The organism is Janthinobacterium sp. BHSEK (genome assembly GCF_056174685.1).
The window spans coordinates 89441-104352 of record NZ_JBWBYV010000001.1; the positions used below are offsets into that span (position 1 = coordinate 89441).

General features: G+C 62.4%; 12 protein-coding genes. 6 read left to right on the forward strand and 6 right to left on the reverse strand.

Features of this window, described 5'->3' with window-relative positions; all coding sequences use genetic code 11:
* Positions 1-72: 72 nt before the first annotated feature.
* Entirely contained in the window at positions 73-360 is a 288-nt protein-coding gene (locus tag AC0V2Y_RS00445) for a hypothetical protein (protein ID WP_034757399.1), read from the reverse strand.
* A 179-nt stretch (positions 361-539) separates the two neighbouring features.
* On the reverse strand, positions 540-1232 hold the full coding sequence (locus tag AC0V2Y_RS00450; RefSeq protein WP_475416212.1) for an ABC transporter ATP-binding protein: 693 nt from the start codon (positions 1230-1232) through the stop codon (positions 540-542).
* A 322-nt stretch (positions 1233-1554) separates the two neighbouring features.
* Between AC0V2Y_RS00450 and egtD the strand changes: the two genes are divergently transcribed.
* Both egtD and egtB read left to right on the forward strand, forming a co-directional pair.
* Entirely contained in the window at positions 1555-2547 is a 993-nt protein-coding gene (gene egtD, locus AC0V2Y_RS00455) for an L-histidine N(alpha)-methyltransferase (RefSeq protein ID WP_475416211.1), read from the forward strand.
* A gap of 9 nt (positions 2548-2556) precedes the next feature.
* On the forward strand, positions 2557-3801 hold the full coding sequence (gene egtB / locus AC0V2Y_RS00460; RefSeq protein ID WP_475416210.1) for an ergothioneine biosynthesis protein EgtB: 1245 nt from the start codon (positions 2557-2559) through the stop codon (positions 3799-3801).
* A 16-nt stretch (positions 3802-3817) separates the two neighbouring features.
* Here egtB and AC0V2Y_RS00465 read toward each other — a convergent pair whose 3' ends face one another.
* From AC0V2Y_RS00465 to AC0V2Y_RS00480, 4 genes are all read right to left on the reverse strand, one after another.
* Positions 3818-5422 carry a methyl-accepting chemotaxis protein gene (locus AC0V2Y_RS00465; protein WP_475416209.1) on the reverse strand — a complete coding sequence of 535 codons (1605 nt, stop codon included), beginning with the start codon at positions 5420-5422 and terminating at the stop codon, positions 3818-3820.
* Between the two features lie 168 nt (positions 5423-5590).
* Positions 5591-7297: a 2-isopropylmalate synthase gene (leuA, locus tag AC0V2Y_RS00470; RefSeq protein ID WP_475416208.1), complete on the reverse strand. Its 1707-nt coding sequence runs from the start codon at positions 7295-7297 to the stop codon at positions 5591-5593.
* A 352-nt stretch (positions 7298-7649) separates the two neighbouring features.
* Positions 7650-7937: a barstar family protein gene (locus tag AC0V2Y_RS00475; RefSeq protein ID WP_475416207.1), complete on the reverse strand. Its 288-nt coding sequence runs from the start codon at positions 7935-7937 to the stop codon at positions 7650-7652.
* Positions 7934-8596 (reverse strand): hypothetical protein, encoded by a 663-nt coding sequence (locus AC0V2Y_RS00480; protein WP_475416206.1) that lies wholly within the window; start codon positions 8594-8596, stop codon positions 7934-7936. Before AC0V2Y_RS00480 ends, AC0V2Y_RS00475 begins: the two co-directional genes overlap by 4 nt.
* Before the next feature lie 163 nt (positions 8597-8759).
* Between AC0V2Y_RS00480 and AC0V2Y_RS00485 the strand changes: the two genes are divergently transcribed.
* The 4 genes from AC0V2Y_RS00485 (at position 8760) to carB (ending at position 14852) form a co-directional block, all read left to right on the forward strand.
* A complete protein-coding gene (locus AC0V2Y_RS00485; RefSeq protein WP_475416205.1) occupies positions 8760-9671 on the forward strand; it encodes a patatin-like phospholipase family protein in 912 nt (303 codons plus the stop codon).
* A 70-nt stretch (positions 9672-9741) separates the two neighbouring features.
* Positions 9742-10149 carry a GlcG/HbpS family heme-binding protein gene (locus AC0V2Y_RS00490; RefSeq protein ID WP_070219521.1) on the forward strand — a complete coding sequence of 136 codons (408 nt, stop codon included), beginning with the start codon at positions 9742-9744 and terminating at the stop codon, positions 10147-10149.
* A gap of 295 nt (positions 10150-10444) precedes the next feature.
* Positions 10445-11623: a glutamine-hydrolyzing carbamoyl-phosphate synthase small subunit gene (carA, locus tag AC0V2Y_RS00495; protein WP_475416204.1), complete on the forward strand. Its 1179-nt coding sequence runs from the start codon at positions 10445-10447 to the stop codon at positions 11621-11623.
* Positions 11616-14852 carry a carbamoyl-phosphate synthase large subunit gene (gene carB, locus AC0V2Y_RS00500; RefSeq protein WP_475416203.1) on the forward strand — a complete coding sequence of 1079 codons (3237 nt, stop codon included), beginning with the start codon at positions 11616-11618 and terminating at the stop codon, positions 14850-14852. The genes carA and carB overlap by 8 nt, the downstream gene beginning before the upstream one ends.
* Positions 14853-14912 lie beyond the last annotated feature (60 nt).

Here is a 14912-nt window from a genome sequence, read left to right on the forward strand (position 1 = left end):
GCGAATTGTATGGCAAAAGTTCATGGCGCCGGGGACCTGGGTGCCTGGCATGGCATTACAACAGCGGGTGCTTCAATGGACTGGCGTGGCGGACAGTTCCTTCAGTTCGCGGATGGTGATGTCCGATTTTTCATGCATGCGCAATAAAATCGTTGCACCGACCGACAGTTTGCCGTGTCGAATCTTGCTGATGATGGGAGGCTGAACTTCCAGGACACGGCACAGTTCCGCATCATTTTTCAAGTTCAACTTCTCGATCAGCGTATCGAGCAGCTTGTTGGGCACAAAACTCGATGGTTCGAGCGCGCGCGCCCGGTTCATCGCTTCAATCATTTCCAGCTTCTTTTGCCGAACGTTCATTTACTCCTCCTTCAGGTTATGCAAGGGACGAGACCACTTTCTATGGTCCCGGCTATAGTTCGTCATCGCAGTACGGCTGTCTGGGTGACGTGACAACATTCGCGTTACAACATTGATAACCAGGCAAGTGTTTTCAATAATACTACGATAACAAAACTTGTGACAGATGGTCAGTTAAATTAACTGATTGTTTGATCAATTTGGTTGACGATTGTTGTATTTTGTAAGCCGCTTTTCGTCAGGATCATGGTCCGGTCCGCCATTTCGGCGGCGGCCAGCGAATGCGTGACCATGATCGCGCAGCTGCCGTTGGCCTTGATTTCGGCGCGCAGCAATTGCAGGATGCCGTGCGCCGTGTCCGGGTCGAGGTTGCCGGTGGGCTCGTCGGCCAGCACCAGCGCCGGCTTGTGCACGAGCGCGCGGGCGATGGCCACGCGCTGCATTTCGCCGCCCGACAATTGCTGCGGAAAGTCGCCGCCGCGTCCGCCCAGGCCGACGGCCTCGAGCATGCTGGCGGCACGCTCCTGGGGCAGTCCGTTGAGCAGCAGCGGCAGGGACACGTTTTGCAGCAGGGTCAGGTGCGGCAAGACGTGGAACGCCTGGAAGATAAAGCCCATGCGGGCGCGACGCAGCCGGGTGGCGGCGGCGTCATCGAGGCTGGACATGGCAATGCCGTCCACCAGGATAGGGTGCGCTTCGGCACCCGCATCGGGCGTGTCGAGGCCGGCGATCAGGTTCAGCAAGGTCGATTTGCCCACGCCCGAATCGCCCATGATGGCGATGAATTCCCCCGCCTTGAAGCGGCAGGAAATATTCGCCAGCACGGGACGGGCATTGGCATAGGACTTCGACAGATGGCGCAATTCGAGCATGGTGATCTTGATTAATAACGGCTATCGTAAAGGGAGGCACGCGGGGGAGAGGGGGGCCTGGGAACTGCAAAGGGGCGCGGATTGTTTGGCCGGCAATGTGTAGTATACGACAGGCTTATCCTTTTTGCTTGGCAATACCAATTTTGTGTGCACGCCGGCTGTTCGACCTTAAGTTACCTGCCGCACGGCTGGCTTGCGCGGATTCCGCTATGATGGAAAAAAGTCATCGGCAAGGCGCCCGCAAACCGCTATGGCAGGGGCGGCGCGCCCGGTGGCTGACCGTGCAAGCCCTTCGTGAACCTAACATTGACGACGCCAGCCCATGACCATGCCACTCGCGCAACAGCAGTCTGATTTGTATCCCGCCAGCAACGCCGGCGCGGCCAGCGCCACTCCTGCCACGATAGCCGAGATCAGCAGCGGCTTGCTGGCGCGCGATGCCTGGACCTCGCCCAAGTACCTGTACGACGCGCTCGGTTCGAAACTGTTCGAAGCCATCTGCGCCTTGCCCGAGTACTATCCGACGCGCACCGAGGCGGCCATCTTCGCCCGCCACGGCGCCGAGATCGCGCACGCCGTGGGGCCGGGCAGCACCCTGATCGACCTGGGCGCGGGCAATTGCGCCAAGGCCGCCAGCCTGTTCCCCCTGCTGCATCCGGCCCAGTACGTGGCCGTGGATATTTCCTACGATTTCCTCAGTGAATCGCTGAGCCGGCTGCAGCAGCGCTTCCCGCACATCGAGATGACGGGCCTGGGCCTGGACTTCTCCAGCCGCCTGGACTTGCCCGACAGCGTGCGTGACGCGCGGCGCCTGTTTTTCTATCCCGGCTCGTCGATCGGCAATTTTTCGCCTGAACAAGCGACCGCCTTCCTGCGCCGTCTGCGCGCGAATGCGGACGGCGATGGCGGCCTGCTGATCGGCATCGACCTGATCAAGGAGGAGGCCATTCTCGACGCCGCCTATGACGACGCGCTGGGCGTCACGGCCGCCTTCAACCTGAACATGCTGCGCCACGTGAACGGCTTGATCGGCGCCGACTTCGACGTGCGCGCATGGCGGCACCACGGTTTTTTCAATGCCGACGAGAACCGCGTGGAAATGCACCTGGAGGCGCGCAGCGAACAGTTTGTCCGCTGGAAAGGTGGCCAGCGGCGTTTCGCGAAAGGCGAGCGCATCCATACAGAAGACAGCTATAAATACACGCGCCCGGCCTTCGTCGGCTTGCTGGAGCAGGCGGGGTTTTCCACCGTGCAAGTCTGGACGGACCCGCAGCAGTGGTTTGCCGTCATCTACGCGCGCGTCATCCGGGACTAAAAGGCCACGATGCTGATCGATCATTACAACAAGGTGCGCCAGCACTCGTTACGGCTGGCCGAACCCCTGTCCGACGAGGATTGCGGCGCCCAGTCGATGCCGGACGCCAGTCCTGTCAAATGGCACCTGGCGCATACGACGTGGTTTTTCGAAACGTTTATCCTGGAAAGCATGGAAGCGGGGTTCGCGCCGTTCCACCCGGCCTTCCGCGTACTGTTCAACTCGTATTACAACGGCGTGGGCGAGAAGCACCCGCGCGCCCAGCGGGGCTTGCTGACGCGCCCCGGCATGGCGCAGGTGCGCGCCTACCGGGCCAACGTCGATGCACGCGTCGCGCGCCTGCTGGCGGGCGAGCTGGCGCGCGACGCGCGCGAGCGGCTGACCATGCTGCTGGCGCTGGGCCTGGAACACGAGCAGCAGCACCAGGAATTGCTGTTGACGGACGTCAAGCACCTGCTGGCGCAGAGCGCCCTGTTTCCCGCTTACCTGGACAATGCGCTCGACGGCGCGGTGGCGCCAGCGCAAGAACACGCGCAGCCCACGGCCTGGCTCGCCTTCGACGGCGGCCTGGCGCAGATCGGCCACGCGGGCGACGGTTTTTGCTTCGACAATGAATTGCCGCGCCACCCGCAATACGTGGCGCCGTTCGAACTGGCCAGCGCGCTGGTGACGAATGGCGAATTTCTCGCCTTCATCGAGGCGGGCGGCTACCGCATGGCGCATTGGTGGCTGGCTGAAGGCTGGGACTGGGTCCGCACGCAGCAGCTGTCCTGCCCGCTGTACTGGCAGCGCGACGAGGCGGGCCACTGGCAGGAATTCACTTTATCCGGCTTGCGTCCGCTCGACCCGCAGGCGCCGGCCACGCACTTGTCGCTGTTCGAGGCCGACGCGTATGCGCACTGGGCCGACGTGCGCCTGCCGACGGAAGCGGAGTGGGAAGTGGCGGCGCAGGGCGTCGACATGCAAGTGGGACAGCTGCATCCGGCGGCCGGCGCGCCGGGAGCGGGACTGCGGCAAATGTTCGGCCATTGCTGGCAGTGGACCAGCAGCAGCTATGCGCCGTATCCGGGCTACCGAACGGCGCCCGGGGCGCTGGGCGAATACAACGGCAAGTTCATGCTGAACCAGTATGTGCTGCGCGGTTCGTCGTGCGCCACGCCGGCCGGCCATGCGCGCGCCAGCTACCGCAATTTCTTTCCGGCCGGCGCGCGCTGGCAATTTACGGGCATCCGCCTGGCGCGCCAGGTGGAATAAGCAAAGGTGGAATAACTTAGTGCAGGCGCGGGACGGCGGGCGCATCAGGGCGGGGCGGTGCCTTGGCGCTGGCGTTCTGCTCGAGCTTGAACTGGCTGACGAGGGTTTCCAGTTCGCCCGCCTGTTCATGCATGGCTGCCGCCGCGGCGGCCGCTTCCTCGACCAGGGCCGCATTCTGCTGCGTCGTCTGGTCCATCTGCATGATGGCGGCATTGATCTGCTCGATGCCTTCGCTCTGCTCGTGGTTGGCGACGCTGATTTCACCGACGATGGCGCTGACCCGTCCCACGCTGGCCACCACTTCATCCATCGTGGCGCCCGCCTGGCTGACCAGCTGCGCGCCCTGGCCGACGCGGGTGACGGAGTCGGCAATGAGTTCCTTGATCTCTTTTGCCGCCGCCGCCGAACGTTGCGCCAGGTTACGCACTTCGGACGCCACGACGGCAAAGCCGCGGCCCTGCTCGCCGGCACGCGCCGCTTCCACGGCCGCGTTCAGGGCCAGGATGTTCGTCTGGAAAGCGATGCCGTCGATGACGGCGATGATGTCGACGATCTTGCGCGACGACGCATTGATGGCGTCCATGGTGCCGATCACTTCCGCCATGGCCGAGCCGCCGCGCTGCGCGATGGCCGAGGCCGAGCGGGCCAGGCTGTCGGCCTGGCGCGCATTGTCGCTGTTGCTGCGCACGGTGCCCGTCAGTTCGATCATCGACGAGGCCGTCTCTTCCAGCGCGCTCGCTTGCGCCTCGGTGCGGGCCGACAGGTCGGCATTGCCGCTGGCGATCTGGCTCGACGCCACGGCAATCGTGCCCGTGCCGCCGCGCACCTGGCCCACCAGGGTGGCCAGGTTGGTGTTCATGTCGCGCAATGCCTGCAGCAGCTGGCCCGCTTCATCCTTGCCGTCGGCCACGATCTTGCTGCTCAAGTCGCCTCCTGCCACGGCTTGCGCCACGCGCAGCGCATATGCGATCGGCGTGGTGATCGAGCGCGTGACCCACCAGGCGAAGAGCACGCCCAGCAGCAGGGCGGCCGTGCCCAGGCTGGCCATCAGCACATTCGCTGCGGAAATATTGCTCTGGATTTGCTGGCCGCCATGCACGACCACGCCGCGCTGCAGTTCGTTCAGGCGATTGACGGTCTTTTGCAGCTGGTTCAGGGCGGGCAGGGTATCGTCGCGCACGTGCTTGGCCGCTTCCGCGCGCTGTCCCGCCACCAGCAGCTTGTCTGCCTGGCTGAACGAGACGACATAGGCCTTGCGCTGCTGCTTCAGGGTGGCCAGCAGTTCCTTGCCTTCAGGCAGCACGATCAGGCGGTCGAGGATGGCCAGCGCATCGGTGATGGTGGCCTTGTTGGCGTCGATTTCGCCATGGATCGCGCTGGCGCGGGCCGGATCTTCATGGATGAACAGCTCCAGCACCAGTGCCGCGTTCGAACGGGTGGTGCTGCGGATGGTGGCGATGGCGTCGGCCTTGGCCCAGTCTTTTTCGATGATGGCTTCGCTGAGCGCGCCGATCTTGTCCAGCCGGAACAGGCCCGTGCCCACCAGCACTGCCATCAGCAGCAGCACCACGCCAAAGCCGGCGCCCAGGCGCACGCCTATCTTCATGTCCGTCAATTTCATACTGATTCCCTCGGTAGCTAATGATCTGTCCCCGGTGGTCTTATTATGAGTCGATTATACGGCGCGAGATACTTCTTTTGCAGCAACAATTGCCCTACGGAAATGAGAAAGCGGCACGGCGATCAAGCCGTACCGCTTTTTTTCCCTGCGCGAGAGGGAACGCAGTCCTTAGACGGCGCTGGCCGCCATGTCGGCCGCTGTTGTTTTTTCGGCTTCCGTCTGTCCGATGCGGCGGTTCACGGCCGACAGCACGGCCTTGAACGAGGCGGTGACGATGTTGCTGTCGATGGCGGCGCCGAACAGGGTCGGACCGTTATCGAGGCGCAATTCGACGTAGCAGGCCGCCTGCGCGTTGGCGCCCGAGCCGATCGAGTGCTCATGGTAATCCATCAGCTTGATGTCGAGACCGAGCGCGTTGACGAAGGCGTCGATGGGGCCGTTGCCGCCGCCTTGCAGGGCCAGCGGCGTCTGGCGGTGCGACAGGCTGATGTCGATCTGCACGGATTCATCGCTGCTCGTGTCTTCCACCATGCGGTGCGAGGCGTAGGCGTACGGTGCCGTCTGCTCCAGGTACTCCTTCTGGAAGATTGCATGGATATCCTGCGCGGCGATTTCGCGGCCCGTGGCGTCGGCCACGGCTTGCACGGCGCGCGAGAATTCGATCTGCAGGCGGCGCGGCAAGACCAGGCCGTATTCCTGTTCCAGCAAGTACGCCATGCCGCCCTTGCCGGACTGGCTGTTGACGCGGATCACGGCGTCGTAGCTGCGGCCCAGGTCGGCCGGGTCGATCGGCAGGTACGGCACTTCCCAGATGGCGCCAGCTTCTTGCTTGGCGAAACCTTTCTTGATCGCATCCTGGTGCGAGCCGGAGAATGCCGTGAACACCAGGTCGCCCGCATACGGGTGGCGCGGGTGGACGGGCAACTGGTTGCACTCTTCCACGCACTTGCGCACGGTGTCGATGTCGGAGAAATCGAGGCCCGGGTGCACGCCCTGCGTGTACAAGTTCATCGCCAAAGTGACGAGATCGACGTTGCCGGTGCGCTCGCCATTGCCGAACAAACAGCCTTCCACGCGGTCGGCGCCCGCCATCACGGCCAGCTCGGCCGACGCGACGGCCGTGCCGCGGTCGTTATGCGGGTGCACGCTGATGATGATGGAATCGCGGCGCGCCAGCTTGCGCGACATCCATTCGATCTGGTCCGCATACACGTTGGGCGTGCTGCATTCGACGGTCGAGGGCAGGTTGATGATCATCTTGTTGGCGGGCGTGGGCTTCCAGATGGCGCTGACGGCGTCGCAGATATGCTTGGAGAAATCGAGTTCCGTGGTGGAGAACGATTCCGGCGTGTATTCGAAGCCCCATTCCGTTTCCGGATGCTGGGCCACCAACTGTTTTACCAGGGTGGTGCCGGTGGTGGCGATCTGCGTGATTTCTTCGCGCGACATGCCGAACACGACCTTGCGGAACACGGGCGCCACGGAGTTGTACAGGTGGACGATGGCGCGCTTGGCGCCGACGACCGATTCCACCGTGCGGCGGATCAGCTCTTCGCGCGACTGGGTCAGCACGATGATGGTGACGTCGTCCGGGATGCGGCCTTCATCGACGAGCTTGCGCACGAAATCGAAATCCGTCTGCGATGCCGATGGGAAACCCACTTCGATTTCCTTCAGGCCGATGGCGATCAGCATGTCGAAGAACCGCAGCTTCTTTTCCGCACTCATCGGCTCGATCAGGGACTGATTGCCGTCGCGCAAGTCGGTGCTCATCCAGATGGGCGGTTTGCTGATGATCTGGTTCGGCCATTGACGGTCGGTCAATTTAACGGGAGGAAAGGCGCGGTATTTGGAAGCTGGGTTTTGCAACATCATGATCGGGTACTCCTGAAGATAGGGGGAAATCAAGGGTTGTGGCGCAAGCTTGCCGGGCGGCCACGCAACACTAGGCCAGGCAAGCGATCGGTAGCGGTAGCAGAGCGGCCGCGATGCCGGCAGGGGCGGTCGCAGCGGGGATTACGTGTACGTATGGGGATGGTGCAAACATCATCAAACCTTCCAGGGTTTTTGAAACACGCCGGCGTGTGGCCAGGCGAAGCAATGCGGCAAACTTATGCGCGTGCTAGCAGTAGTCGCGATAGCGACAGCAGGGAAGGGGAGGAATGTTTGAAGGAGGACATGCACTCAATGTAAGGGATGTCGGGCGGGGCTGTCAAGCGTTTCCGTTTTACATGTAGTGCACGTGCGCTGCCTCGTTCGGCATTTCCTGCCGCGCGCGTTCCAGGCAGCGCCGCAACAGGGCCGCATCGTGGGGCAGGCGCGCCGCGAATGCTGGCCAGCCGCGCAGCGCCAGCTGTTGCGGCATGTCCACCAGGCCCGTGATGGCATCCCAGAAGGCATCCCAGTTCATGCCATAGAAGGAAGGGAAACCCAGCGCGGCGGCCAGTGCTGCGTGCAACTGGCGCGGCGAGGTGATCTCGCTCAAGTCGATCGTCACCAGGGCCGGTCGATTCACAATATGCCTTTGAGCAGGTTCTGCAGGTTTTGCCGCATGCCGCCGACCACTGCCTCGTGCTGCTCCAGGATGACGGATGCATCCTTGAACGGTGCCGGGTCGAGGTACAGGCGCGGCAGGTCGGCCACGGCCACGCCGCGCGGGCCGCCGCGCAGGATCTCGTCCACATGCTTGTTGATCGAGTCGATGGCAGCCTGGATGCGCGGCGTGGAAGATGCCGCCAGGCAGGCGGCCAGCACGGCGTCGAGTTCGGCGCGCGCGGGCGCCTGCGGCAGCACGGGGGCGGCGATCTGTTCCAGCGGCGACATGTTGACGGCTGGCATGCGGTACGCGAGCAGGGCATCGAGCGCCATCAGCCGGTGCGGGCCGCCCCGTTGCAGCCAATCAACGATTTGCGGCCAGGGCGTGTCCAGCAGGGCCGCTGCCACGCCCCATTGCCCGGCCACGGGCGAGCCGACATTGTTCTCTAGCCAGGCGATGGCGGCTGGATTGCCCGTGTAGGCCAGCAGGATGGCGTTCGACGAGCGCAGCGCGGGTGCCTGCGTGGCGAGGATGGCGCTCAGCCAGGCGAGGGCGCCGTCGGGCGGCTGCTGCGATAACTGTTGCGCAAATGGAGCGTCCAGGGCGCGGCTGTCGGCAAATTGCAATTGTTCTGGCATGGGGGATAACGAGTAAGAGACCAGGCGCCAGTCTAGCAGCCGGCGTGGCGCGCACGAACCTTGTCACTATAATTTAAGGCCGCCTTCAGTGCGGCCGGCCCCGCTTGCGCTACAATCGGCTCTCCTTTATTGCCACTGCCGCGCGCGGTTCTCACTCTCCACCATGTTCCCTAAACGCCTGACCCTGCTTGCCCTGGCCGCCTTCGTGCTGGCCGGCTGCGATACCACCGCCCCGAAACCCGTACAAGTATTGACGCCCCCCGAACCCATCGCCGTCACGCCGCGCAAGATCAAGATCGGCCTGGCGCTGGGCGGTGGCGCGGCGCGCGGTTTCGCGCACATCGGCGTGATCAAGGCGCTCGAATCGCAGGGCATCGAGGCCGACATCGTCGCCGGCACCAGCGCCGGCAGCGTCGTGGGGGCCTTGTATGCGGCGGGCAACTCGGGCTTCGCCCTGCAAAAGATGGCGTTCGAAATGGACGAGGCCGCCATTTCGGACTGGGCCTTGCCCCTGTTCGGCAAATCGTCCGGCGTGCTGAAAGGCGAGGCGCTGCAAAGCTATGTCAACAAGGCTGTCGGCGGCGTGTCGCTGGAAAAACTCAAGATTCCATTCGGCGTGGTGGCGACCGATTTGAAAAATGGCCAGCCGATCCTGTTCCAGCGCGGTAACACCGGCATGGCCGTGCGCGCCTCGTCGGCCGTGCCGGGCGTGTTCCAGCCCGTGACGATCGCCGGCCACACCTATGTCGATGGCGGCCTCGTCGCTCCCGTGCCCGTGCGCTTTGCGCGCGACATGGGCGCCGATTTCATCATCGCCGTGAATATCTCGTCGCAAACGGATACGCAAAAGGCCATCAGTTCGATGGAAGTGCTGATGCAGACGTTCGCCATCATGGGCCAGCGCATCAACCAGTTCGAACTGAAGGATGCGGACGTGGTGATCCAGCCCAGCCTGGGCACCATGAAGGGCAACGATTTCAACAGCCGCAACCAGGCCATCCTGGCGGGCGAGCAGGCGACGTTTGCCGTCATGGCGCAGCTCAAGCAAAAGCTGAAAGCCAAGCGCGAGCAGTAAGCGATCAGTACGCGATCGCACCGCTGCGCATTTCGTATACAATTTTGCTTCAACATAACAAGGATGCACCATGCAATCGAAACCGATTTTGACCCTGGACGATGTAAAGAAAATCGCAGCCGCCGCCGAAGCGGAAGCGGTCAAGAATAACTGGGCGGTCACGATCGCCATCGTCGACGACGGCGGCCATCTGGTATGGCTGCAGCGCATGGACGGCGTGGCGCCGATCTCGTCGCACATCGCTCCATCGAAAGCCAAGACGGCCGCACTGGGCCGCCGCGAATCGCGCATCTATGAAGAGATGATCAACGGCGGCCGCGTGTCGTTCCTGAGCGCGCCGGAAATCGACGGCTTGCTCGAAGGCGGCGTGCCCATCGTGTACGACGGCCACTACGTGGGCGCCGTCGGCGTCTCGGGCGTCAAGTCGGCGGAAGATGCGCAAATCGCCAAAGCGGGCATTGCGGCCCTGACGGCCTAAGTAGTAGCCACAGTTGCAGAACCAGCCGCTCCGCGCAAGCCGGGCGGCTTTTTTCATGGGGCGCCGATTTTATGTTGCTGCGCAAAAAAATGCCGGGCCTTCTGTATTTTCTTCCTTGTGGAAAAGCTTCCTTTTGGTTATAATTCAAAGGTTTAGCCAATCACACATATACCGTAGCGACTACCCATCCCCTCATTCAAAATGACCGTTGAAACACCCTGAGTGCATCTGGCTCGGGTAACTAGACGGTCGGTCTGACGTGGCGCAGCTACGGTAACTTTATCAGGAGTTGCCCTTGCCGCCATTTTTTTCTGGCCCTGCCGTTCCAGCCATATTAGCGCTTGCTGATGGAACGATCTTTAAAGGTTTTTCGATCGGTGCCGCCGGTCATACCACGGGCGAGGTTGTTTTCAACACCTCGATGACCGGGTATCAGGAAATCCTTACCGACCCAAGCTATTGCCGCCAGATGGTCACCCTGACCTATCCCCATATCGGCAATACGGGCGTCAATCCGGAAGACGTCGAATCTTCCAAGGTTCACGCCGCTGGCCTCATCATCCGCGATCTGCCCTTGCTGGCATCCAGTTTCCGTTCCACCCTCTCCCTGTCCGACTACCTGAAAGCTGAAAATATCGTCGCCATCGCCGGCATCGATACACGCAAGCTCACGCGCATCCTGCGTGAAAAAGGCGCGCAGGGCGGTGCCATCCTCGTCGGCACGCAAGGCAACGAGCCATCCGCCGCGCAAGCGCTGGAACTGGCCCGCTCCTTCCCCGGCCTGGCCGGCATGGACCTGGCCAAGGTGGTATCGAGCAAGGCCGCCTACGAATACCGCGAAACGGAATGGACCCTGGGCGAAGGCTACGGCCAGCTGGCTGACGCGGACGCGAAATACCACGTGGTCGCCTTCGACTACGGCGTCAAGCGCAACATCCTGCGCATGCTGACGGCGCGCGGCTGCAAAGTCACCGTGCTGCCGGCGCAAGCGACGGCGGCCGACGCCCTGGCACTGAATCCGGACGGCATCTTCCTGTCGAACGGCCCCGGCGATCCGGAGCCGTGCGACTACGCCATCGCGGCGACCAAGGAACTGATCGAGAAGGGCATCCCGACCTTCGGCATCTGCCTCGGCCACCAGATCATGGCGCTCGCTTCCGGCGCGAAGACGCTGAAGATGAAGTTCGGCCACCACGGCGCCAACCACCCGGTGCAGGACCTGGAAACGAAACAGGTCTTGATTACCTCGCAAAACCACGGTTTCGCAGTCGACGCGGCAACCTTGCCCGCGAACTGCCGCGTGACCCATGAATCGCTGTTCGACGGCTCCCTGCAGGGCTTTGCCCGCACGGACAAGCCGGCCTTCTGCTTCCAGGGCCACCCTGAAGCGTCGCCGGGCCCGATGGATGTTGCTTACCTGTTTGACCGCTTCATCAACCTGATGGCTGCGGAGGAGAAAAAGAAAAATGCCTAAACGTTTAGATATCAAAAGTATTCTGATTATTGGCGCCGGCCCGATCGTGATCGGCCAGGCCTGCGAATTCGATTATTCCGGCGCGCAAGCGTGCAAGGCCCTGCGCGAAGAGGGCTACAAAGTCATCCTGGTCAACAGCAATCCTGCGACCATCATGACGGACCCGGAAATGGCCGACGTGACGTATATCGAACCGATCACCTGGTCGGTCGTCGAACGCATCATCGCCAAGGAGCGTCCTGACGCCATCCTGCCGACGATGGGCGGCCAGACGGCGCTGAACTGCGCGCTGGACCTGTTCAACAATGGCGTGCTGGCGAAATACAACGTCGAGCTGATCGGCGCGTCGCCGGAAGCCATCGACAAGGCGGAAGACCGTTCCAAGTTCAAGGACGCGATGACCAAGATCGGCCTCGGTTCGGCACGCTCCGGCGTGGCGCACTCGATGGAAGAATCGTGGGCCGTGCAGCGCACGCTGGGCTTCCCGACCATCATCCGTCCATCGTTCACCATGGGCGGCTCCGGCGGCGGCATCGCCTACAACGAAGAGGAATTCGAAACCATCTGCAAGCGCGGCCTGGAAGCCTCGCCGACGAAAGAGCTGCTGATCGAAGAATCGTTGCTGGGCTGGAAAGAATACGAGATGGAAGTGGTACGCGACAAGGCGGACAACTGCATCATCATCTGCTCGATCGAAAACCTCGACCCGATGGGCGTGCACACGGGCGACTCCATCACGGTGGCGCCGGCGCAAACGCTGACGGACAAGGAATACCAGATCATGCGCAATGCCTCGCTGGCAGTGCTGCGCGAGATCGGCGTCGACACGGGTGGTTCGAACGTGCAATTCTCGATCAATCCCGTCGATGGCCGCATGATCGTCATCGAGATGAACCCGCGCGTGTCGCGTTCGTCGGCCCTGGCATCGAAAGCGACGGGTTTCCCGATTGCCAAGATCGCCGCCAAGCTGGCCGTCGGTTTCACCCTGGACGAGCTGCGCAATGAAATCACGGGCGGCGCCACGCCGGCATCGTTCGAGCCGTCGATCGATTACGTCGTCACGAAGATCCCCCGTTTCACGTTCGAGAAGTTCCCGACCGCCGACCACCACCTGACGACGCAGATGAAATCCGTCGGCGAAGTGATGGCCATCGGCCGTACCTTCCAGGAATCGTTCCAGAAAGCCTTGCGCGGCCTGGAAGTGGGCGTGGACGGCATGAACGAAAAGACCAAGGACCGCGAAAAGATCGAAGAAGAACTGGGCGAGCCTGGTCCTGAGCGCATCTGGTACGTGGGCGACGCGTTTGCCCAGGGTTTCACCCTGGAAGAAGTGCACCAGCTGACCAAGATCGACCCATGGTTCCTGATCCAGATCAAGGAAATCGTCGACCTGGAACTGTGGCTGGACACGCAGAAGCTGGAAAACCTGGACAAGAACACCCTGTACAAGTTGAAACAGAAGGGCTTCTCGGACCGCCGCCTGGGCTTCCTGTTGCAGACGACCGACACGGCCGTGCGCCAGCAGCGCCATGCGCTCAACATCCGTCCCGTCTACAAGCGCGTCGACACCTGCGCGGCCGAGTTTTCGACCGACACGGCGTACATGTATTCGACGTACGACGAAGAGTGCGAGTCGAATCCGACCGACAAGAAAAAGATCATGGTGCTGGGCGGTGGCCCGAACCGTATCGGCCAGGGTATCGAGTTTGACTATTGCTGCGTCCACGCGGCCCTCGCCATGCGCGAAGACGGCTACGAAACCATCATGGTCAATTGCAACCCAGAAACGGTTTCGACCGACTACGATACCTCGGACCGCCTGTACTTCGAATCGCTGACCCTGGAAGACGTGCTGGAAATCGTCGCCATCGAAAAACCGGTGGGCGTGATCGTGCAGTACGGTGGCCAGACGCCATTGAAACTGGCGCTGGACCTGGAAGCGAATGGCGTGCCGATCATCGGCACCTCGCCCGACATGATCGATGCGGCCGAAGACCGCGAGCGTTTCCAGCAGATGCTGCACAAGCTGGAACTGCGCCAGCCGCCTAACCGCACCGCGCGCACGGAAGCCGACGCTCTGGCGCTGGCGCAGGAAATCGGCTACCCGCTGGTCGTGCGTCCATCGTACGTGCTGGGCGGCCGCGCCATGGAAATCGTCCACGAGCAGCGCGACCTCGAGCGCTACATGCGCGAAGCCGTCAAGGTCTCGCACGATTCGCCCGTGTTGCTGGACCGCTTCCTGAACGACGCCATCGAGTGCGACGTCGATTGCATCTCCGACGGCGAAACGACCTTCATCGGCGGCGTGATGGAACACATCGAACAGGCTGGCGTGCACTCGGGCGACTCGGCTTGCTCCTTGCCGCCATACTCGCTGGCACCGGAAACCATTGAAGAACTGAAACGCCAGACGGCGCTGATGGCCAAGGGCTTGAACGTGGTCGGCCTGATGAACGTGCAGTTCGCGATCCAGAAACAGGAGATCGACGGCGAAATGAAAGACGTCGTCTTCGTGCTGGAAGTCAATCCGCGCGCCTCGCGCACCGTGCCTTTCGTCTCGAAAGCCACCGGTCTGCAACTGGCGAAGATCGCCGCCCGCTGCATGGTCGGCCAATCGCTGGCGTCGCAGGGCATCACGCAGGAAGTCGTGCCGCCGTATTTCAGCGTTAAGGAAGCCGTGTTCCCGTTCGTGAAGTTCCCGGGCGTGGACACCATCCTCGGCCCTGAAATGAAATCGACGGGCGAAGTCATGGGCGTGGGCCTGACGTTCGGCGAAGCGTTTGTGAAATCGCAACTGGGCGCCGGCGTCAATCTGCCAAAATCGGGCAAGGTCTTCATCAGCGTGAAAGCGTCGGACAAGCCGCGCGCCGTGCAAGTGGCGCGCGACTTGGTCGAGTCCGGTTTCACCGTGGTCGCCACCAAGGGCACCGCCGCCGTGATCGCTGCTGCCGGCATCGCCGTCACGCCAGTGAACAAGGTGATCGAAGGCCGTCCGCATATCGTCGACATGATCAAGAACCATGAAATCGTGCTGGTGATCAACACCGTGGAAGAAAAGCGCAGCGCCATCGTCGATTCGCGGGCCATCCGCACGTCGGCCCTGGCGTCGCGCGTGACGACCTATACGACCATCGCCGGCGCGGAAGCGGCCGTCGAAGGCATCCGCCATCTGGATGAGTTGCGCGTCTACGATCTGCAAGGCCTGCACAAGACCCTGCAGCAGGCTTGATAGTCCGCGTGTGATTTGCAGTGGCCGCCGTTAGGCGGTACACTGCATGCTTATCAACCA